Source organism: Pseudomonas sp. TH41, assembly GCF_016650695.1.
GTDB lineage: Bacteria > Pseudomonadota > Gammaproteobacteria > Pseudomonadales > Pseudomonadaceae > Aquipseudomonas.
This window is the reverse complement of record NZ_JAEKFH010000001.1, coordinates 280,472-299,767: the sequence shown is the minus strand read 5'-3', so window position 1 is coordinate 299,767 and position 19,296 is coordinate 280,472. Positions and strand designations below refer to the sequence as shown.

Genomic DNA, 19,296 nt, shown 5'->3' with positions numbered 1-19,296 from the left:
TTTTTAATAAAAAGGCAGCTATAGTGTGAACGTCATCCTTTTGCTGAATCCTGGAGGTACTCCATGCTTTACGCCTATCAACAATATTTGATGGCCTGTGAAAAAGCAGGCATGGAACCGCGATTCCTGAATGCAGAACAAACAAATGGCCTGATTGAGCTGCTTCAAAACCCACCACCTTTTGAAGAGGCAGTGCTGGTCGACCTCTTTGCCAATAAAGTTTCGAGTGAAACAAAAGCCATGAAGCTGAAAAGGAGTTATCTCCAGGCAATTATCTCAGGCGAAATTTACTGCTCAATCATTGGTAAGCAACGTGCCTGCGAGATGCTGGAGCAATCGCCGGACAATGACGAACCCATGTAAAGGATTTTCCAATGACTCGCTTCAGACAGCGTGCCTCGGAGGAGCTTCAGGTTGGGGACAGTTTCACAGCCTCTCGCCGCTTTAACATTGAAGACATCCAGCTTTTCACGAGAATTTCTCGGGACTATCAACCTGCATTTTTCGATGCGTGTTGTGCCGAGGCCGCTGTACTCAAAGCACCTGTTTCCCATGAGTTGCTGACAGCCAGCCTGGTCACAGAAATCGGCAGGAAAATTGGCTGGATGGGTGACAGCATCGCCTTCCGCTTCACGCGGCCGGTCTATACCGGCGACACGATCACCTGCCAATGGGTAATCAAGACTTTGGGCAATCAAGGCCATGCAACGGCCCAAATCACGATGACCAACGAAGCGGGAGTGACAGTAATGGACGCCGAAGCCTGCGGGGTTGTTTCGTCGTTGGCCGGTCACAACAATAAGAAAGGGTTGTTTGCCCCAATATGAACATTCTCTACGACGAACGCGTTGACGGAGCTCTTCCGACTACCAACAAAAACGCGCTTATTCAGGCCTTGCTTGAGCAGATGCCTGACCTTGAAATCCTACACAGCCAGGAGGAACTCAAACCGTATGAGTGTGACGGATTGTCCGCCTACCGCACCACGCCAATGCTGGTGGTGTTGCCCCGCGAAATCGAGCAAGTCGAGAAACTGCTGAAGATCTGCCATCAACAGCATGTTCCAGTGGTACCGCGCGGAGCCGGTACAGGCCTTTCCGGCGGAGCACTGCCACTTGAAAAAGGCGTGTTGCTGGTGATGGCGCGTTTCAACAAAATTCTCGAAATAGATCCTGCCGGGCGGTTTGCCCGCGTACAACCGGGAGTACGCAACCTGGCGATCTCTCAGGCTGCCGCCCCCTATGGTTTGTATTACGCACCGGACCCCTCTTCACAAATCGCCTGTTCCATCGGCGGCAACGTCGCGGAAAACGCTGGCGGTGTCCACTGTCTGAAGTATGGCCTGACCGTGCACAACCTGCTGAAAGTGGAAATGCTCACGGTCGATGGCGAGCGACTGACTCTGGGTTGCGACGCCCTCGACTCTCCCGGCTTTGACCTGCTGGCACTGTTCACCGGCTCCGAAGGCATGCTCGGGGTGATCACCGAGGTGACCGTCAAGTTGCTGCCCAAACCACAATCAGCCAAGGTGCTACTGGCAGCATTCGACTCAGTGGAAAAAGCCGGTCGTGCAGTAGGTGACATCATTGCTGCCGGCATTATCCCCGGTGGCCTTGAGATGATGGACAACCTGGCCATTCGCGCCGCCGAGGACTTCATCCACGCAGGCTATCCAGTAGACGCCGAAGCCATCCTGTTGTGTGAACTCGACGGCGTCGAAGCCGATGTCGACGACGACTGCGAGCGCGTCCGACAGGTCCTGGAGCAAGCCGGTGCCACCGAAGTGCGCCAGGCCAAAGACGAAGCCGAACGAGTGCGCTTCTGGGCCGGACGCAAGAATGCTTTTCCCGCTGTCGGGCGCCTCTCGCCGGATTACTACTGCATGGACGGCACCATCCCGCGCCGCGAACTGCCCGGTGTTCTACGGGCAATCACCGAGTTGTCCGCCGAGTACAACCTGCGCGTCGCCAACGTCTTTCACGCCGGAGACGGCAACATGCATCCGCTGATTCTGTTCGATGCCAACACACCCGGAGAACTGGATCGCGCCGAAGCACTGGGCGGCAAGATCCTCGAACTATGCGTAAAAGTCGGTGGCAGCATCACCGGCGAACATGGTGTAGGTCGGGAAAAAATCAACCAGATGTGCGCCCAGTTCAGTAGCGATGAATTGACCCTGTTCCACGCGGTCAAGGCAGCCTTCGATCCCAGTGGCCTGCTCAATCCCGGCAAGAACATTCCCACCCTGCATCGTTGCGCCGAGTTCGGCGCCATGCATGTGCACATGGGGCAGTTGCCCTTCCCTGAACTGGAGCGTTTTTGATGCTTGGCCAACATTCAAACGACGCTGGCGCGGACCTCTTGCAACAGGTTGAGCATGCCCTGCGCAGCCATGTTCCATTGCGCATACAAGGAGGGAACAGCAAGGCTCATCTGGGTCGAGAGGTTCGCGGTCAACTGCTCGATACTCGTACGCATCGCGGCATTGTCACCTACGACCCTACGGAACTGGTGATCACGGCACGCGCCGGCACGCCGCTGGCCGAATTGAACGCAACGCTGGACGCCGCCGGGCAGATGCTGCCTTGCGAACCACCCTACAGCGATGACGGCGCCACCCTTGGTGGCATGGTCGCCGCCGGTTTGTCGGGACCACGCAGACCGTGGGCCGGCTCGGTTCGCGACTACGTGCTGGGAACCCGCGTCATTACCGGCCATGGCAAGCATCTGCGCTTCGGTGGCGAAGTGATGAAGAACGTGGCGGGCTACGATTTGTCGCGCTTGATGGCGGGCAGTTTTGGCTGCCTGGGGCTGCTGACCGAAGTATCCCTCAAGGTGCTGCCAAAGCCGAGACATAGCCTCAGCATCGCCCTGGAAATGAGCAGCGAGCAGGCCCTGCTGAAACTGGCGGAATGGGGGCAACAACCCATCCCCATCAGCGCAGCCACCCATGACGGACAACGCTTGCATTTGCGCCTGGAGGGTGGCGAAGGCTCGGTAACGGCCGCCCATGATCGTTTGGGCGGCGAACTGCTCGACGCGGGTTACTGGGACGAACTCAATGCCCAGCGCCTGACTTTCTTTGCCGATGCTCGCCCGCTCTGGCGCCTGTCACTGCCGACCCACACTGGCCCATTGAGCCTGCCAGGCGAGCAGTTGATCGATTGGGGCGGCGCCCAGCGCTGGCTGAAATCCAACGCCGAGGCCGAGACCATCCGCGCCATTGCCAGGCAAGCTGGAGGACATGCCACCTGCCATGCAAATGCCGAGCAGCCCTTCCAGCCACTGGCAGCACCGCTGCTGCGCTACCAGCAATCGCTCAAGTCACAACTGGACCCACAAGGGATTTTCAATCCAGGCCGAATGTACGCAGAGATCTGATCATGCAAACCACCTTGAGCGAAAACGCCCAGCGTCTGGAGCGCGCCGAAGAAGCCGAAAGCATCCTGCGCAGTTGCGTACATTGCGGTTTCTGCAATGCCACCTGCCCGACCTACCAACTGCTGGGTGATGAACTGGATGGCCCACGCGGGCGCATCTACCTGATCAAGCAAGTGCTGGAAGGCAACGAAGTCACAGCCAAAACGCAGCAACATCTGGACCGCTGCCTGTCGTGCAGAAGCTGTGAAACCACCTGCCCGTCCGGCGTTAACTATCACAACCTGCTGGACATTGGTCGTGCTGTGGTTGATCAGGCAGTGCCGCGCAGCACGGGTCAGCGCATGTTGCGCCATGGCTTGCGGGCTTTGTTACCCAACCCGATTCTGTTCAAGCCGCTGCTGAAAATAGGCAAAAAACTGCGCCCCGTACTGCCGCAAACCTTACGGCTGAAATTGCCGCGGTACATCACCCTGGCAAAACCCCGGCCTACGCGAACACTTGCACGAACGATGTTGATGCTCGAAGGCTGTGTGCAACCGAGCTTGTCCCCGAACACCAATGCTGCCACCGCGCGGGTGCTGGATCGCTTGGGCATCAGCATCACGCCGATCAGCCAAGCTGGATGTTGCGGTGCCGTTGACTACCACCTGGACGCCCAGCAAGCGGGGCTGGAACGCGCCCGGCGCAATATCGACGCCTGGTGGCCGGCCATCGAAAGTGGTGCCGAGGCGATCGTGCAGACCGCCAGCGGCTGCGGCGCGTTCGTCAAGGAATATGGCCATCTGCTCAAGCATGACCCGGTGTACGCCCAGAAGGCTGCCCGAATCAGTGCCATGAGCAAAGATCTGGTCGAGGTCCTGCAATCGGAGCCTCTGGAACAGCTTGGCACTCGCAGCGAGCAGCGCCTGGCCTTCCATTGCCCGTGCACACTGCAACATGCCCTCAAGCTCGGCGGCGCGGTCGAGAGCGTGCTGACGCGCCTGGGGTTTCACCTCACCGCCGTGCCCGACAGCCATCTCTGCTGCGGCTCTGCCGGCACCTACTCAATCACTCAACCTGCGCTTTCGCGTCAGTTGCGCGACAACAAGATGAAGGCGTTGGAGAGTGGCTCACCCGCCGTTATTGCCACCGCCAACATCGGCTGCCAAACCCACCTCGACGGTGCCGGCCGCACCCCGGTTCGACACTGGATCGAAGTGGTCGAAGATGCCATTCACTCACAGGAAAACCCATGAACAGCAAAGCCGTATTGAGCCAGAAAGAAGTCGGCCTGATCCTCGCTGCCGCGCGCAGCGAAGCCCTGCGCAACCAATGGAATGTCTGCATTTCCGTGGTGGATGATGGAGGTCATCCATTGGCCCTCGAGCGCCTGGACGGCTGCGCGCCGATCGGTGCCTACATCGCCACTGAAAAAGCCCGGACATCCGCCCTTGGTCGCCGCGAGTCGAAAGGCTACGAAGAGATGGTCAACGGCGGACGTAGCGCATTCCTCTCGGCGCCGCTTGTGACGTCCCTCGAAGGCGGGGTACCCATTGTTGTCGAGGGTCAAGTAGTGGGCGCAGTTGGTGTTTCCGGCGTCAAGGCCGATCAGGATGCACAGATTGCCACAGCCGGCGCCCGAGCCTTGAACTGAGAGAAGTACCAATGACTGAGTACGCAAAAATTCATGGCCTGCAGGTCGCGTCCGCACTGCAGGCATTTATCGAAGAAGAAGCCCTACCCGGTACCGACATTGACGTAGACGCCTTTTGGAGCGGATTCGCCGACCTGGTCCAGGAACTGGCACCGGCCAACCGTGCCTTATTGGCTGAACGCGAGCGTTTGCAGCTAGAACTGAATATCTGGCATAAAGCCAACCCAGGGCCCATCACCGACATGCCGGCGTATCGCGCGTTCTTGTCCTACCATCGGCTACCTGCAACCACCACCTGCGCAAGTACAGGCCAGCACCACCAAGGTCGATAGCGAAATTAGCCAACAGGCCGGACCGCAGTTGGTCGTGCCCGCCATCAACGCGCGGTACGCCCTGAATGCGGCCAATGCGCGTTGGGGCTCGTTGTATGACGCCCTATACGGCAGCGACGTGATCAGCAGTGACAACGGTGCCGAATCCGGCATGAGTTACAACCCGGTGCGTGGCGCCAAAGTAGTCGCCTTTGCAAAAGCCTTTCTGGATGAAGCCTTTCCATTGCAGTTGGGTTCGCACGCCGACGCCACGTCGTACCGCATCATAGGTGGTGCGTTGGCTGCCATGCTCAAAGGCAATCAGCACACCACATTACGCCAGCCCGAAAAGCTGGTTGGATATCAAGGTACAGCCGCTACGCCGACGGCCATCGTACTGCGCAACAATGGTTTGCACATCGAAGTCCAGATCGATCCGGACAGCCCGATCGGGCGCATCGACACCGCTTCGGTGAAAGACCTGCTGATCGAATCGGCATTGTCGACCATCATTGACTGCGAAGACTCCGTCGCTGCCGTCGATGCCGACGACAAGGTACGGGTATATCGCAACTGGCTGGGGTTGATGAAGGGCAACCTGTCGGAGACGCTGGAGAAGAACGGCAAAACCGTGACCCGCCGACTCAACGCGGACCGTGTATACACTGGCGTCGATGGTGCTGCCTTCAAACTGCACGGCCGCGCCTTGCTGCTCATTCGCAACGTCGGACACTTGATGACCAATCCGGCCATGCTCTATGGCAATAACCGGGAAATTCCCGAAGGCATTCTGGACGGCATGGTCACCAGTCTGATCGCCCTGCACGATCTAAAGCGCCAAGGCAACTCGCGCACCGGCAGCGTCTACATCGTCAAACCGAAAATGCACGGGCCAGCCGAAGTCGCCTTTGCCGAGCGCTTGTTCAGCTGTATCGAAGACGTGCTGCAGCTTGAACGCCACACGCTGAAAATGGGCATCATGGACGAGGAGCGCCGCACCAGCATAAACCTCAAGGCCTGCATTGCTGCCGCTGCGTCACGTGTCGCTTTTATCAATACGGGCTTTCTTGACCGCACCGGCGACGAGATCCACACGGCCATGGAAGCGGGCGCGATGCTGCGCAAAGGCGACATGAAAAGCACCGCCTGGATACAAGCCTATGAGCGCAACAATGTACTGGTCGGCTTGAACTGCGGATTACGCGGCCGAGCACAAATCGGCAAAGGCATGTGGGCCATGCCCGACTTGATGGCCTCCATGGTCGAGCAAAAAATCGCGCACCCGAAGGCAGGTGCCAACACAGCCTGGGTGCCGTCGCCCACTGCTGCAACTTTGCACGCCTTGCATTACCACAAGGTTGACGTAGCGGCGATTCAGCAAGAACTCGAAAGAACTGACCTGACAGCCGTTAGAGACGATCTGCTCGCAGACCTGTTGACTGTGCCAGTTGCGGTTGACCCCAACTGGACGGAGGAGCAAATCCGCGAAGAAGTGGAAAACAACGCCCAGGGACTGCTTGGCTATGTGGTGCGCTGGGTCGAGCAAGGCGTGGGTTGCTCCAAGGTGCCGGATATCCATGATGTCGGCCTGATGGAAGACCGCGCCACACTGCGCATCTCAAGCCAGCACATCGCCAACTGGTTGCGCCACGGTGTAATCGACCAACAGCAGACGCTGAAAATCCTACAGCGTATGGCACATGTGGTGGATCAGCAAAACGCTGGTGATCCGCTGTATCGACCGATGGCGGCAAACTTCGATAAATCTGTGGCGTTCCAGGCAGCTTGCACTCTTGTGTTTGAAGGCGCGCACCAACCTAGTGGTTACACTGAGCCACTGTTGCATCTGTTCCGTGCCGTATTCAAACAACAAAAGTAAAATGTTGACCGCATTCTCACGTCGAATGTGGGAATGCGGCCACCCGACGTCAGCTTAACCATTCGACTCTTTTGCGTATCGATCGATATAGGGTGCTTTTTTCTATTACATCCTGCGCGTGATGTCAAAAGGTCGTGGGGCGGGCTAAAGACTACCGGGCCTTTGGCAAAGTCGTTGTTGGAAAATAGGCTGGCGGCTGAGATCACCGCTATATCCCCGAGCTCGATGCCCAATAGTGAATCAGCACGCTGAACGCCCCGTTCACCGTGAGTTTCGTAAAGCTTTGACCTTTGACTAGGCTGAAGCGATGCAACGCAACAGCATCTTATTGCTCAAGCATCGAAACAGAACTCGCCCCCGATAATGGCCGTATCTATTGTATGAAAAGTCGAGTGGCTGGAGGGGTATATGTGCCGCACTCTTGAAATGCTCAGCGACCTGCCATTTTTTCGTTTTGACTTTGCGCTTACCTTTCATCACGGATCTCGAAGTGAATCACGAACGTCTACTCCCGATGGACCGCCCTGGGACGCCTCTAGAACCCACGCTCGTTGCTCCAAAGGTAGCACTCGCATTGATTAGGGTGAGACACACTTGTCCTAGACGTACCGGCAACCATGGCTATCGCCCAAAAAATGTTCTGGGGTTTGAGAATCTTGTCTTCTCAAACGTCAGGATTTGCCCGCTTTCACGATCACTGGTGGCGCTATACAGGCGTAAAAATATGGTCTGTAACGCGGAACACAATCGTCCGCCGCGCAATGATTTCGACTCAGGCGTGCTGTCGCGCCGCCAATGTCCAACGGACTCACCGATGCCAACATTACGCAGAGCGGTCATGTCGACTGGCAATGCGTGGTCAGATGCCACACCATTAATGGGGCGTTCGCACGACGTCCGTGGTGTTCCCTGACGCCGCGGCCGATGTTGCGTGCCGGCTTGCCGACCTTACATCAGCACTGTCTTGGGGACCTTCCTTGAGCGGTGGATCAGCTACTAGGAACCTTATGTTTAGCCCTAATCTTTCAGACCTGCTGGCTCAAGTCACCGAGGTGGTTAGGTCGTGGACGAAGCCAGGATCGTGCAGCACATGAATCAGGCGGGATACGAAGCAGAAGTGTTTTTTCGTGCGTCCGACGATAAGGAAATCGTCGCGCACAACTGCGTCTTTCACCGCCTGGCGGCTGCTCATCCGGTCGTCTGCGAACTGGACGTGGCCTTGATCGGCGCACTGGGCGGTGGTGAAGTCGAGCATACGGAATGCATGGTGCGGGGCGGTCATGTGTGTCGTTTCAAACTTCGGCCGATCAAGAATCCGGACACTGATACGGATCCTGATGGTTGATCAGCGCCTCTTCAACGCCGAGTCGAGCGCTTGCGTGCGAGGCGTTGCTGCCAGTTTCCGGCATTGTCACGCTGACATTGCTCCTCAGAGTCGAACCGCACACAGGCCGCCACCGGGCTGACCAATACATCCGCCTCACGTAACGCCACGGCCGTCAGGTCGACCATGCGTTCTCCTTGTCCACCGGCCAACGCCTGATCCTTCTGGGCCTGGCTATCGAAGACCCAGATGACCTCCAGACTGGACGGAAATACAGCGTAATCGATCTCATGGGTCAGCCAGGCAAACCCGATAATTTCTGCCTTGGCCGTCTCACACGCCTCGGTCAGGGCGGCAACCAGGCGACGTTCGATATGTGCCTGATTGCGCTTGCTTAATTCCATAGGTTGGTCCTTGTGAATGGTGGAAAATAGCCATCATACGATAGCTCCCCGCACACTTTGTCGGACGCACGACCGCGCCGAAAAAAATGCCCCCGCCTCCCGTGAACCTTGTGTCGAGACCCCAGTCTTAGATCCGCGCTATTTCTAATGCCGATCAATTAAGTCGCAACACGATCTGTAGCAGCTGGCGAAGCCTGCGTTCGGCTGCTCAGCAGTCGTAAAGTCTGAGCGCGAGGTCTTCCTGAAACACCGCGTCGCCTGATTTCACGACTGCTGCGCAGCCGAACGCAGGCTTCGCCAGCTGCTACTCGGATTGCGTTATTGCTTAACTGATCGGCATTAGGCGCTATTCCCCATTCATCATTGTCATCTCATTAGAGCTGTCCGCCTCATGCGCCCGACTTTCCTCGCCTTCCGCATTACTTCGCTGTGTCTGCTCACTTTTCTTCCTGTTCTCGCCAGCCCCGCCCATGCCAGTGCCGAAAGGGATTTGGTGGAGGCCATCAACGATTACCGCGCGCATCCGCGGGGATGCGACCGGCGTCCCGCGCAACGCTTATCGCCGCTGGCGCTGAAGTCGAACCTGGCGTTGCCGGTCGGCTACGGCGGCGGTTTGCGCGACAGGTTGAAGGATTCCGGCTATCAGGCAGTGACGGTGCGGAGCATCCGCGTGGTTGGGGCGCAAGATGCCGACGAGGCGTTCGACATGCTCCAGGACAACTATTGCGGGGCTTTGCTCGATAGCCAATTCGCCGATATCGGCGTCAGCCGCGCCAGGACTGAGTGGCAGGTGGTGCTGGCGCAGCCAGTGCTCGATAGTCGGGTGGGCGATACACGAAGCATCAGCAAGGCGTTGCTGGCGCAGGTCAATGCGGCACGCGCGAAGCCGCGCCTTTGCGGTCGCCAGCGCTTCGCCGCCGCAAGGCCGCTGACATGGAACGCGGCCTTGGGCGCTGCCGCGCAAGGCCATAGCAAAGCAATGGCCTACGGCAACTACTTCGCACACCAGGACCCCGACGGTGAAACATCGTACGACCGGGCGAAAGCCGCCGGCTTCCGTGGCCGGCAGATCGGCGAGAACATCGCCGCCGGACAAGGCTCACCGAGCAAGGCCATGACAGGCTGGCTCGCCAGCCCCGGGCATTGCGCCAATCTGATGAACCCGATGTTTACCCAAGTGGGCGCAGCCTACGCCGCCGACGCACGCAGCGACAAAGGTGTTTATTGGACGATGATGTTTGGGGCACCTTGAAGGATAACCGGCAGTGGAGTGATTTCGACTGCCGTTGGACGCTGGATACGCCGCTGCAGGTGTTAAAGCAGAAACACCCCTGCGTCGGCGAGAAAGCGCACTGGAATGTTTTTAAACATGACTCTCAGACCGGCGCAAATTCCCTGTAGGAGCGAGCTTGCTCGCGATGGCGGAGGCTCAGCCAACATCACTGTTTAATGACGCACCGCATTCGCGAGCAGGCTCGCTCCCACATTTGATCCGGGTACATCTGCAAGAGATTGGTCGGCTTTCAGGCCGCCTTCGCAGGCAAACCACCCATCATTTTTATCTCCCCCTAACCGTCTCATCCTGGTCGACGAACCACCCTCACCTTACCGCTCCCACCCCCACCACAGAAAAACCGGTCGCCGCCATCAGACTCAAGCCCGGACACCCCGACGCCTGCTGGCAGCTTCACGCTTTCCAGCACCTCCCCGGTTTTCGAGTCGATCCGCCGCAATTCGCTTTCATCGCCTTCCCACGTGCCATGCCATAGTGATCCTTCGACCCAGGTGACCCCGGTGACAAAGCGGTTGGACTCGATGGTGCGCAGAATCGTCCCGGTCTCGGGATCGATCTGATGAATCTTCCGGTCTCGATACTCACCCACCCACAAGGTCCCTTCGGCCCACGTCAGCCCCGAGTCGTTGCCGCCGCCGGGGGCCGGGATGGTGTTGAGGACGCGGCCCGTCTGCGGATCGATCTTGCGGATGCGATCCTCGGCGATCTGGAACAGATACTGACCATCGAAGGCCGTGCCGGCATGGGCGGCGATATCGATCGAACGCAGGGTCTTGCCGCTCGCCGGGTCAAGGGCAGTGAGTTTGTTTCCGGTGGCAAACCACACGTGCTGGCCGTCCCACGTAACGCCATGCACGGCTTCAACTCCTTCAAAGGGACCATATTCACGGAGGATGTCGGCGGTTGAATGTTTCATTTGGGTTTCCTCGTCACGGATGTGTGGCGTTCATCCTAGTCACTGGGCAGAGGATGCGGGAGTAACAAGGTCGTCGCGAAACCCGGCATCGGTGGGGTCATCCAGCGACGCGCCCGCCCGCGACCGAATGACTGCACCTTGCCGCTGGAGCCCAGTTCGTCGAGTACCCGTTGTACCGTGCGCTGGCTGGTGCCGAGGGCCAGCGCCAGGGCCGAGCTCGACCACGATTCACCGTCGGCGAGGAAGGCGAACACCGCCGCGTGTTTCTCTTCGACGAGACGCGCCAGCACCACGACGTCGGCCGCAACCGACGACACCAGCGCAAACCCGCGCGGGGTGGCCGTCACGCTGGCCAAGGGTTTAAGCGCCGCGCGCAGTCGCCCGATTTCGACGCGCAATCGCGCGCGGTGGGACTCATCGCCGAGCTTCAAGCGAAAGGCCTGGGCGATCAGTGTTTCCCTCGACACGTCGGCGGGCCAGGCTTCGGCCAGCACCCGTGCGAGGGTGAACAACACCGGGCGCGTGGCGAGGGATATCGACATGCCGACGCCACGCACGACGTATCGGCACGCGTCGACAACCAGCGATGTTGACCCGAGCAACGCCTCAACCTCATCCAGCAACAGCGGTCGCTCTTCACCGTGGGCAATCAGTCGAGCGGCGGGGCTGTTGAGGACGCGGGTTGCGCTTTGCACCTCGGCCGTCAGCGCAGGGATACCGGCGGCGCGTGCGGCGAACTCGGCCCTTGCCAGTGCAGACCGCGCCCGCTGCGTCTCTAGCCGCCGCAGGGCGATCCCCGCCACGACCAGTTCATGAGCCGCGCGCAAGGCTGGCGGCAAAGGCTCCGGATCCAGTTCGGCGAGCAGCCCTTCGGCCTGATCGAGACGCTCGATCAGCAGTAAACGCCGCAGCTCGAGATACCGCGCATGGGCCGCGTTGACCCGATCACCGTGTGCCTCCAGCGTCACCCGCGCCGCCTCGAGCGCCTTCACTGGCCAGCCAAGCTCCCGAGAAGCCAACGCGACCTCAGCCTCGGCAACCACGCACCGCGCCCGCGCCACGGGTTCTTTCGGCCCGAAGGCCCGCGCCGCTTTTTGCAACAGCGCCTTCGCCCGAACCAGATCGCCGAGTTGCGCCATCGCGATCCCCCGCAGCGCGAGCGCCGGCGCATCGTCGCGCAAGGCAACCCGGTCCAGCGCGCCGAGCGGATTACCGGCTGCCAACGCCTGCGCGGCGGCCGTGATCAGCGAATCCATCTGAATCCCGCCACACTTGTCACTCCCATCCTCGGATGTTCGCTGGTTAGTCTATCTCACGACGACTCACCATGAAGGACGACCCTAAGGGAGCGAATAATCATGACCAGGCACCTAACCGCAACACGCGAAGAATGGCTGGCGGCGCGGCTCGAATTGCTCGCGGCAGAGAAAGCGCTGACCCGGCGCAGCGACGAACTGGCGCGGCAACGCCAGGCGCTGCCGTGGGTTCGGATCGACAAGGCTTACCGATTCGACACCGAAGAAGGCCGCGTCACCTTGGGCGACCTCTTCCAGGGGCGCTCGCAACTGCTCGTCTACCACTTCATGTTCGGGCCGGACTATAAGGCAGGTTGCCCGTCCTGCTCGGCCATCGCTGACGGCTTCGATGGCATCGCCATCCACCTGGCCAACCACGATGTCACCTTGATGGCGGTGTCCCGCGCCCCGCTCGCAACGCTTCAGGCGTACAAACGACGGATGGGCTGGACGTTCCCCTGGGCATCCGCGCGAGACAGCGATTTCACCGCTGACTTCAACGTCTCGTTCACCGAAGCGCAACAGCGCGAAGGACAGGTTGAATACAACTACCAACGCGGCGGCCACGCCATGGACGCCACGCAGGTCCCGGAGCCCGTCACCCGCTTTGCAGCCACCTGCGGCACCGACGCGCCCACCTACTCGCGTGACCGACCGGGCTTGAGTGCGTTTGTGCTTGAGGAGGGTGTGGTTTACCACACCTATTCCACCTATGCGCGGGGGCTGGACGGGTTATGGAGCATGTACCAATGGCTTGATCGGGCTCCCTTGGGGCGCAATGAATCGGGACCGTGGTGGCGGCGACATGATGAGTATGGCGCGGGTTGATTTGAATACAGATGGATCAAAAGATCGCAGCCTTCGGCAGCTCCTACAGGGTTTATCACATTCCCATGTAGGAGCTGCCGAAGGCTGCGATCTTTTGATCTTTTTAGCCTCCCCACCGCATGTCGAGGCTTGCCAGGTCATTACCGTGCAGCACCGGTGATTCCCCGGTGACCTCGCACAGCAGCGCCGTAATCACTTCCCCGCTCACTGAGCCACGCGCTTGTAGAAGATCCGCCAACGCGGTGACAGCCAGCCAGTAACGACGCACCAGACAACTGGACCGGGCGATGGCTTGGGATTCGGCGTCGAGCAGCTTTCGGGCGGGCAGCAAACTGATCAATGCGTAACCCCGGCGTTGGTCCTCTCTCCCGCCGCCGCTGAAACACTGATCAGGTTTTGAGTGCCTGAAGACAGCTTCAGCCACGGGACCCGCGAAGCAATCGATAAGGTCACGTTCAATGGACTCGACCATGGAGGGCAAGCATTCAGCAATACCGGGGGGATCCAGAGAGGGGCATGGGACAAGGTAATCGGCCTCAACCAACCCCTCCGCATTTTGCGGGTTGCCGCGTAGATCAATCATCGGGCCGGTGAGTGCTTCTGTCTGGGTGCGCACCGTGACGCGCGCGATGTGCTGACCATTCCACCAAAAAGCCAGGGCATGGCCGGCTTCATGGATAGCGGTGCGGCGCAGGCGCTTGTTCATGGTCGGATCTTCTCCCGTGACAGCTCGCCCTATCGTCTGCCCCGCCCCAGGGCTCAGATAAAAGATTATAGCTATCAAGTACCAATAGTCCGCCTATTAGCTGACTTCAAAACCGACGTCTAACCTTAATCCACCGCTGGCGCCATAAGCTGGCCGGTTTAGTGCTGATAAGGAGACAGGAATGAGTCCGAAGCTTGACTAGGCCACCCGTGGGCCACCGCGCAGGTCACTCGATTGCTGCTATTGAAAATTCCCGTGTGGTCAAAACAATCAGTTGATCCAACTGCTGGCCCTGAAGCTTAAGTCATTGATTCCGCTCGTTGCTATTCAACGCCCATCCCGGGCGGGATAGCCGGATAAACACGACCAAAGGTAGCTCACACATGGCAAATGAATCGAAATGCCCGTTCAATCACGCCGCTGGCGGCGGCACGACGAACCGCGATTGGTGGCCGAACCAACTGAATCTGAAGATCCTGCACCAGCACTCGTCGCTGTCCGACCCCATGGACGAGAACTTCAACTACACCGAAGCGTTCAAAAGCCTGGATTTTGCGGCGGTCAAAAGAGACCTGACCGCGCTGATGACCGATTCGCAAGACTGGTGGCCGGCGGACTTCGGTCACTATGGGCCGCTCTTCATTCGCATGGCCTGGCACGCCGCCGGTACGTACCGCACCGGGGACGGCCGTGGTGGCGCCGGTTCCGGCCAACAGCGCTTTGCACCGCTCAACAGTTGGCCGGACAACGTCAGCCTCGACAAAGCGCGCCGGCTGCTTTGGCCGATCAAGCAAAAATATGGCCGCAACATCTCTTGGGCGGACCTGATCGTTCTCACCGGCAACGTCGCGCTGGAGTCCATGGGCTTCAAGACTTTCGGGTTTTCCGGGGGCCGGCCGGACGTCTGGGAACCGGATGAAGACGTCTACTGGGGCTCCGAAAACAAGTGGCTCGGTGGCGATACCCGTTACGGCAAAGACAACGAACCCATGCAAGAGCCCGGCGACGTACCACTCGTTGCCGAGCCGGGGAGAAATGAGGAGAGCCGTACCGATCAGGGGCGCAACCTGGAAACCCCGCTCGCAGCCGTGCAAATGGGCCTGATCTATGTCAACCCGGAAGGTCCTGAAGGCAACCCGGACCCGGTCGCTTCGGCCATAGACATCCGCGAGACCTTTGGCCGCATGGCCATGAATGATGAAGAAACCGTGGCACTGATCGCCGGCGGCCACGCTTTTGGTAAGACCCACGGCGCCGGCCCAGCCGACAATGTCGGCGCCGAGCCCGAAGCGGCTGGCCTCGAAGCTCAAGGGTTTGGCTGGAAGAACAGCTTCGGCACCGGTAAAGGCCCGGACACCATCACCAGCGGCCTGGAAGTGACCTGGACCACCACGCCAACGAAGTGGAGCAACAACTACCTGGAAAACCTGTTTGGGTTCGAGTGGGAACTGAGCAAAAGCCCGGCGGGCGCGAACCAGTGGGTGGCGAAAAACGGCGCTGGCGCTGGCACCATTCCGGATGCGCACGACCCGTCAAAACGGCGTAATCCGACCATGCTGACCTCGGACCTGGCCCTGCGACTTGACCCGATCTATGAGCCGATTGCCCGGCGCTTCCTGCAGAATCCGGATCAATTGGCCGACGCATTCGCTCGCGCCTGGTTCAAGCTGATCCACCGTGACATGGGGCCAATCTCACGCTACCTCGGCCCGGAAATGCCTGGCGAAGAACTGCTGTGGCAAGACCCGATCCCAGCGGTAGACCATGCCTTGGTCAACGACAGCGACGTCGCCGCACTCAAGAGCAAAGTACTCGCCTCCGGGTTGTCGGTCTCGCAGCTGGTGTCTACGGCGTGGGCGGCGGCTTCTACCTTCCGTGGTTCCGACAAACGCGGCGGTGCCAACGGCGGACGCCTGCGTCTCGCTCCGCAGAAGTCCTGGCAGGCCAACCAGCCTGAGCAACTGGCCAACGTGCTGGCAAAACTTGAAAGCATTCAGCGCGAGTTCAACAGCGGCGGCAAGAAGATCTCGCTGGCAGACCTGATCGTGCTGGCCGGTAACGCCGGTGTCGAACAGGCCGCGAAAAATGCGGGCCACAGCGTCACGGTTCCGTTCACACCGGGGCGGATGGATGCCTCGCAAGAGCAGACGGACGTCGAGTCTTTCGGCTTCCTCGAACCCATCGCCGATGGCTTCCGTAACTACCTCAAAACCCGCTACCGCGTGCCGGCCGAGCAGTTGCTGATCGACAAGGCGCAACTGCTGACACTCACCGCACCAGAAATGACGGCGCTGGTGGGTGGGCTGCGTGTGCTGAACACCAATGTCGGACAAACCAGGCATGGCGTGTTCACGAAGCAGCCTGAGGCGCTGACCAACGACTTCTTCAAGAACCTGCTGGATATGGGCGTGGAATGGAAACCGACCTCGGAGGCGAATGAGGCGTTTGAAGGGCGTGATCGCAAAACGGGTGAAGTGAAGTGGACCGGGACGCGTGTGGATCTTGTCTTCGGCTCTAATGCGCAGTTGCGAGCCTTGGCTGAGCACTATGCAAGCAACGACGTGAAAGACAAGTTTGTTAAAGACTTCGTTGCCGCGTGGACCAAGGTGATGAACCTGGACCGGTTTGATGTGAGGTAATCGTCGCTTTTGACGTGTGATGCCCGAAATGAGCCACCTCAACCTGCCCTGCAGGTTGGGGTGGTCTTGGGAATTTCCTTGGGTTTTGACGGAACGGATTCAGATCAACGCCAAAGTTCTTCCCCTTCGCTAATCAGCGTATTGCGCCAGCGCGTCCTTGAGCTCACCTCGTATGTGGTCACGCAATTGGGAGGGCGCAATGACCTCAATGTCCGCGGCGTTACTGAGCAGGAAAAGGCGAAGCCCTTGGGTGTCCAGGATCTTGCAGCGGAGGCGCCACCGTGCCCCCACGCGTTCGACAACTTGGTCAGCAGCCAGGGCGTTCTCTGTCAGGCGGTTGTGAAGGTTATCGCTAAGCCGTAACTCAAGATCGATCGGTACTTCTGCATGAACGGTCATCAGGTCACGCTGCGCGCTCGGCGATCGCACGTCATAGTTAGCCGGCTCCGAAACATCCTCCCGCGCCACTGTGACATTGAGCATCCGGTGCAGCATCAAGGCACACGTGGTGCCCGGGCCGTTACTGCTGTACTTGCCACGCTTAGCATCCGGGGATGGTTCAGCCCCATGCCATTCCTCCCGGGCCACGAATGCCGACAGGTACACGTTGCTGTCCTGATAGGCCAGCGCGAGTGGTTTGAGGAGGTAGGTGCATTCAATACCACCCGACCCCCGGGGGTTGTAGTGCACCTTCAGGCTACGGCCGTCGATCATTGCTTTCTGAATCAAAGCAAGATGCGCAGGTCTGTACTGTCCTGGCAGCAGCACCGTAAAGCGTGTCCCAGTGCTAATCCTGCCATCCGCTATCAGGCGCTGTGCCGAATGAGATTTGATTTCGCCGGCAGCATAGTCGCGCAGCTTGGTGAGTTCATCAGAGGTAGTCCAGAACCCGAAACGCTCTGCGTGCTGGAAAATCGCCGTTAAGGTCATCGACTCTTCGGGGGAGAGTGCCAGGTCGAAACTCCCCCTGCCGAGCGCCCAGTATCTAGACCGCCGATTTGGCCCAGAGCCTTTCGGTAGCCCGATCAGTAATCCGGCCTCAGCTAATTCCGCCAAGTCCCGACGAGTGTTCCTGGGATATACCTTGCTACTCGACCACTCCACTAATTCCTCATGCAACTCCTCGGTGGCCATTGGGGTTCCCGCGCGCTGGAGGATTTTGCGCAGATGAATGCGGCGTTTCTCTCGGTGTTCGGTTGCATCAGAAAGATTTTTCATCGTGATTCGCACGTGGCCAAATAGTGACCGCGTAAGGGTGCACCATCGCTTCACTGGCACGCAATACCGCGATCAATTATTTGCCAGTCCACTGGAGCAACCATGAAATCCAAACAAGCTTATGCCACCCTCCCCCACGTCCCAGAGTTCATCGGCTGGCTCGCCACCCAACTCGATTCCACCACACTCTTCAAGCACGAGTATGTTGATCGCCGCACAGGCGCGAAGTGGTCCTGCGACAGCTTGTACGGAGCGTACGCGGCATACGCCTGGAATCACCCTGGCAACAAACGTCTGGCTTACAACCCAGGATCTTGCTCGGTGAGTAACGACAAGGCGCTCGATGCCTTGCGTGCAGATCTGATCACCGCCGGCACCGATGACTCGAAGGTGCTGCAGTCAACTCGCGACATCATGGCCTGGGGCGGTGTAACCGCCCGCAACGCAAAGTGGTTGGAGCAGAACGAAGTAGACCTGGGCCGCATGATCCACGATGTCGCTGCAGCCCTGGTCAAGAAAGACCCTGATCATCCCGTGCTGAAATCGAAGGCCTTGCGCTTCAATTCGGGCATGACGAAGGTCTACTCTCTGCTCTGCCCCGACTTTGTCATTTACGACTCTCGCGTGGCAGCCGCTATGGGCATGCTTGTAGTGCGCTACTGCCAATTCAAGGGGCTTAGCACAGTTCCTGCAGCACTGAACTTCCCATGGGCGGCAGCGAAGGAAGCTGAAACCGCGGTAGCGCCGAAGCGCCGTAATCCGAATACCGGAACTCTCCAGTTCAAACGCCTGCGCTCCGGCTCCCACCACGCCTGTTGGAACATGCGCGCCAGCTGGATATTGAGCCAGGTCGCCCAGCACCCTCTGTGCTCGAACAGCCCTTTGCGAATTGGCAAAACCCACGCGCAAACTCTGCGCGATATCGAGAAGTCTTTGTTTTCCATAGGGTACGACCTCTCTAACTTTGCGTAACCGCTGCTACCAAGGTGAAATTTCAATCTCATATGGACTGAAATTTCACTCAATCAGAATCCAAATTTCATGGTGTTTGAATTCCCGGGGTCTGAAATGACTGAGTTGACCGCAATGCAAAAGTTGATCGTGCACCTGGCTCACGAGGGTAAAGAGTCCAGCGCGCTGCGCTATGCAGTATTTGAAGCCTATCCCGCGGCCACCGAAGGTGAGTATTTATCTGATTTGCTCGCTCTTCAGAACTGCAAGCTGCTCGACGGAGGTGAGGATAACGGCGCTTGGATATATACCTCGGTAGCTCCGGAGGACATCGTTGAGCTTGAATACAGCCCAGCGTTCGCGGAGAAGATCATCGCAGCTGATTGCGGTAAGTGGACTGAAATAGATCCGGATGAACTGATCGCAGATCTTGAAGTGATGATCAAGAAGGCGATCGACCGTCGCGCCGGCAAGGGATAGGTTGCTGAGTCGTCGGGCCTGTGATGCCTAAAATAAA

The 19,296-nt window shown here is 58.9% G+C and carries 16 protein-coding genes and 2 pseudogenes; 13 read left to right on the top strand and 5 right to left on the bottom strand.

The window, feature by feature from the left end; genetic code table 11:
• Positions 1 to 63 precede the first annotated feature (63 nt).
• The 8 genes and pseudogenes from JFU37_RS01380 to JFU37_RS01345 form a co-directional block, all read left to right on the top strand.
• Complete coding sequence (locus tag JFU37_RS01380; protein WP_201112093.1) at positions 64 to 363, top strand: hypothetical protein; 300 nt, start codon at positions 64 to 66, stop codon at positions 361 to 363.
• Positions 364 to 374: 11 nt separating this feature from the next.
• Positions 375 to 827 carry a MaoC/PaaZ C-terminal domain-containing protein gene (locus JFU37_RS01375; RefSeq protein ID WP_201112091.1) on the top strand — a complete coding sequence of 151 codons (453 nt, stop codon included), beginning with the start codon at positions 375 to 377 and terminating at the stop codon, positions 825 to 827.
• Entirely contained in the window at positions 824 to 2,323 is a 1,500-nt protein-coding gene (glcD, locus tag JFU37_RS01370; RefSeq protein ID WP_201112089.1) for a glycolate oxidase subunit GlcD, read from the top strand. The genes JFU37_RS01375 and glcD overlap by 4 nt, the downstream gene beginning before the upstream one ends.
• A complete protein-coding gene (gene glcE, locus JFU37_RS01365; protein ID WP_201112087.1) occupies positions 2,323 to 3,381 on the top strand; it encodes a glycolate oxidase subunit GlcE in 1,059 nt (352 codons plus the stop codon). Before glcD ends, glcE begins: the two co-directional genes overlap by 1 nt.
• Positions 3,382 to 3,383: 2 nt before the next feature.
• Complete coding sequence (glcF, locus tag JFU37_RS01360) at positions 3,384 to 4,616, top strand: glycolate oxidase subunit GlcF (RefSeq protein ID WP_201112085.1); 1,233 nt, start codon at positions 3,384 to 3,386, stop codon at positions 4,614 to 4,616.
• Positions 4,613 to 5,014, top strand: coding sequence for a heme-binding protein (locus JFU37_RS01355; protein WP_201112083.1), 402 nt, complete (start codon positions 4,613 to 4,615; stop codon positions 5,012 to 5,014). The genes glcF and JFU37_RS01355 overlap by 4 nt, the downstream gene beginning before the upstream one ends.
• 11 nt (positions 5,015 to 5,025) lie before the next feature.
• Positions 5,026 to 7,204 (top strand): annotated as a pseudogene (locus JFU37_RS01350) (malate synthase G).
• Positions 7,205 to 8,264: 1,060 nt separating this feature from the next.
• Positions 8,265 to 8,549 (top strand): annotated as a pseudogene (locus JFU37_RS01345) (helix-turn-helix transcriptional regulator); the annotation flags it as partial.
• An 11-nt stretch (positions 8,550 to 8,560) separates the two neighbouring features.
• Here the strand turns inward: JFU37_RS01345 and JFU37_RS01340 are convergent.
• Positions 8,561 to 8,932: a hypothetical protein gene (locus tag JFU37_RS01340; protein ID WP_201112081.1), complete on the bottom strand. Its 372-nt coding sequence runs from the start codon at positions 8,930 to 8,932 to the stop codon at positions 8,561 to 8,563.
• Between the two features lie 391 nt (positions 8,933 to 9,323).
• Between JFU37_RS01340 and JFU37_RS01335 the strand changes: the two genes are divergently transcribed.
• Complete coding sequence (locus tag JFU37_RS01335; RefSeq protein ID WP_201112079.1) at positions 9,324 to 10,184, top strand: CAP domain-containing protein; 861 nt, start codon at positions 9,324 to 9,326, stop codon at positions 10,182 to 10,184.
• A 325-nt stretch (positions 10,185 to 10,509) separates the two neighbouring features.
• Here JFU37_RS01335 and JFU37_RS01330 read toward each other — a convergent pair whose 3' ends face one another.
• Positions 10,510 to 11,142, bottom strand: coding sequence for a Vgb family protein (locus JFU37_RS01330; RefSeq protein WP_201112077.1), 633 nt, complete (start codon positions 11,140 to 11,142; stop codon positions 10,510 to 10,512).
• 35 nt (positions 11,143 to 11,177) lie between these two features.
• The gene (locus JFU37_RS01325; protein WP_201112075.1) at positions 11,178 to 12,398 is read right to left on the bottom strand and encodes a helix-turn-helix domain-containing protein; all 1,221 of its coding nucleotides are present in this window, start codon (positions 12,396 to 12,398) and stop codon (positions 11,178 to 11,180) included.
• Between the two features lie 102 nt (positions 12,399 to 12,500).
• On the opposite strand from JFU37_RS01325, the gene JFU37_RS01320 reads away from it, so the two are divergent.
• Entirely contained in the window at positions 12,501 to 13,265 is a 765-nt protein-coding gene (locus tag JFU37_RS01320; protein ID WP_201112073.1) for a DUF899 domain-containing protein, read from the top strand.
• A 103-nt stretch (positions 13,266 to 13,368) separates the two neighbouring features.
• Here JFU37_RS01320 and JFU37_RS01315 read toward each other — a convergent pair whose 3' ends face one another.
• The gene (locus JFU37_RS01315; RefSeq protein ID WP_201112071.1) at positions 13,369 to 13,971 is read right to left on the bottom strand and encodes a hypothetical protein; all 603 of its coding nucleotides are present in this window, start codon (positions 13,969 to 13,971) and stop codon (positions 13,369 to 13,371) included.
• 383 nt (positions 13,972 to 14,354) lie between these two features.
• Between JFU37_RS01315 and katG the strand changes: the two genes are divergently transcribed.
• Positions 14,355 to 16,610 carry a catalase/peroxidase HPI gene (katG, locus tag JFU37_RS01310; RefSeq protein WP_201112069.1) on the top strand — a complete coding sequence of 752 codons (2,256 nt, stop codon included), beginning with the start codon at positions 14,355 to 14,357 and terminating at the stop codon, positions 16,608 to 16,610.
• Between the two features lie 129 nt (positions 16,611 to 16,739).
• Here katG and JFU37_RS01305 read toward each other — a convergent pair whose 3' ends face one another.
• Positions 16,740 to 17,828 carry a helix-turn-helix transcriptional regulator gene (locus JFU37_RS01305; protein ID WP_201112067.1) on the bottom strand — a complete coding sequence of 363 codons (1,089 nt, stop codon included), beginning with the start codon at positions 17,826 to 17,828 and terminating at the stop codon, positions 16,740 to 16,742.
• A 102-nt stretch (positions 17,829 to 17,930) separates the two neighbouring features.
• Between JFU37_RS01305 and JFU37_RS01300 the strand changes: the two genes are divergently transcribed.
• The gene (locus JFU37_RS01300; RefSeq protein ID WP_201112065.1) at positions 17,931 to 18,800 is read left to right on the top strand and encodes a hypothetical protein; all 870 of its coding nucleotides are present in this window, start codon (positions 17,931 to 17,933) and stop codon (positions 18,798 to 18,800) included.
• Positions 18,801 to 18,896: 96 nt separating this feature from the next.
• On the top strand, positions 18,897 to 19,259 hold the full coding sequence (locus tag JFU37_RS01295) for a hypothetical protein (protein WP_201112064.1): 363 nt from the start codon (positions 18,897 to 18,899) through the stop codon (positions 19,257 to 19,259).
• Positions 19,260 to 19,296 lie beyond the last annotated feature (37 nt).

What these genes read in the sequence shown, in the direction of transcription:
- JFU37_RS01380 (WP_201112093.1), top strand. Translation starts at nt 64, where the DNA reads ATGCTTTACGCCTATCAACAATATTTGATGGCCTGTGAAAAAGCAGGC.
- JFU37_RS01375 (WP_201112091.1), top strand. Translation starts at nt 375, where the DNA reads ATGACTCGCTTCAGACAGCGTGCCTCGGAGGAGCTTCAGGTTGGGGAC.
- glcD (WP_201112089.1), top strand. Translation starts at nt 824, where the DNA reads ATGAACATTCTCTACGACGAACGCGTTGACGGAGCTCTTCCGACTACC.
- glcE (WP_201112087.1), top strand. Translation starts at nt 2,323, where the DNA reads ATGCTTGGCCAACATTCAAACGACGCTGGCGCGGACCTCTTGCAACAG.
- glcF (WP_201112085.1), top strand. Translation starts at nt 3,384, where the DNA reads ATGCAAACCACCTTGAGCGAAAACGCCCAGCGTCTGGAGCGCGCCGAA.
- JFU37_RS01355 (WP_201112083.1), top strand. Translation starts at nt 4,613, where the DNA reads ATGAACAGCAAAGCCGTATTGAGCCAGAAAGAAGTCGGCCTGATCCTC.
- JFU37_RS01340 (WP_201112081.1), bottom strand. Translation starts at nt 8,932, where the DNA reads ATGGAATTAAGCAAGCGCAATCAGGCACATATCGAACGTCGCCTGGTT.
- JFU37_RS01335 (WP_201112079.1), top strand. Translation starts at nt 9,324, where the DNA reads ATGCGCCCGACTTTCCTCGCCTTCCGCATTACTTCGCTGTGTCTGCTC.
- JFU37_RS01330 (WP_201112077.1), bottom strand. Translation starts at nt 11,142, where the DNA reads ATGAAACATTCAACCGCCGACATCCTCCGTGAATATGGTCCCTTTGAA.
- JFU37_RS01325 (WP_201112075.1), bottom strand. Translation starts at nt 12,398, where the DNA reads ATGGATTCGCTGATCACGGCCGCCGCGCAGGCGTTGGCAGCCGGTAAT.
- JFU37_RS01320 (WP_201112073.1), top strand. Translation starts at nt 12,501, where the DNA reads ATGACCAGGCACCTAACCGCAACACGCGAAGAATGGCTGGCGGCGCGG.
- JFU37_RS01315 (WP_201112071.1), bottom strand. Translation starts at nt 13,971, where the DNA reads ATGAACAAGCGCCTGCGCCGCACCGCTATCCATGAAGCCGGCCATGCC.
- katG (WP_201112069.1), top strand. Translation starts at nt 14,355, where the DNA reads ATGGCAAATGAATCGAAATGCCCGTTCAATCACGCCGCTGGCGGCGGC.
- JFU37_RS01305 (WP_201112067.1), bottom strand. Translation starts at nt 17,828, where the DNA reads ATGAAAAATCTTTCTGATGCAACCGAACACCGAGAGAAACGCCGCATT.
- JFU37_RS01300 (WP_201112065.1), top strand. Translation starts at nt 17,931, where the DNA reads ATGAAATCCAAACAAGCTTATGCCACCCTCCCCCACGTCCCAGAGTTC.
- JFU37_RS01295 (WP_201112064.1), top strand. Translation starts at nt 18,897, where the DNA reads ATGACTGAGTTGACCGCAATGCAAAAGTTGATCGTGCACCTGGCTCAC.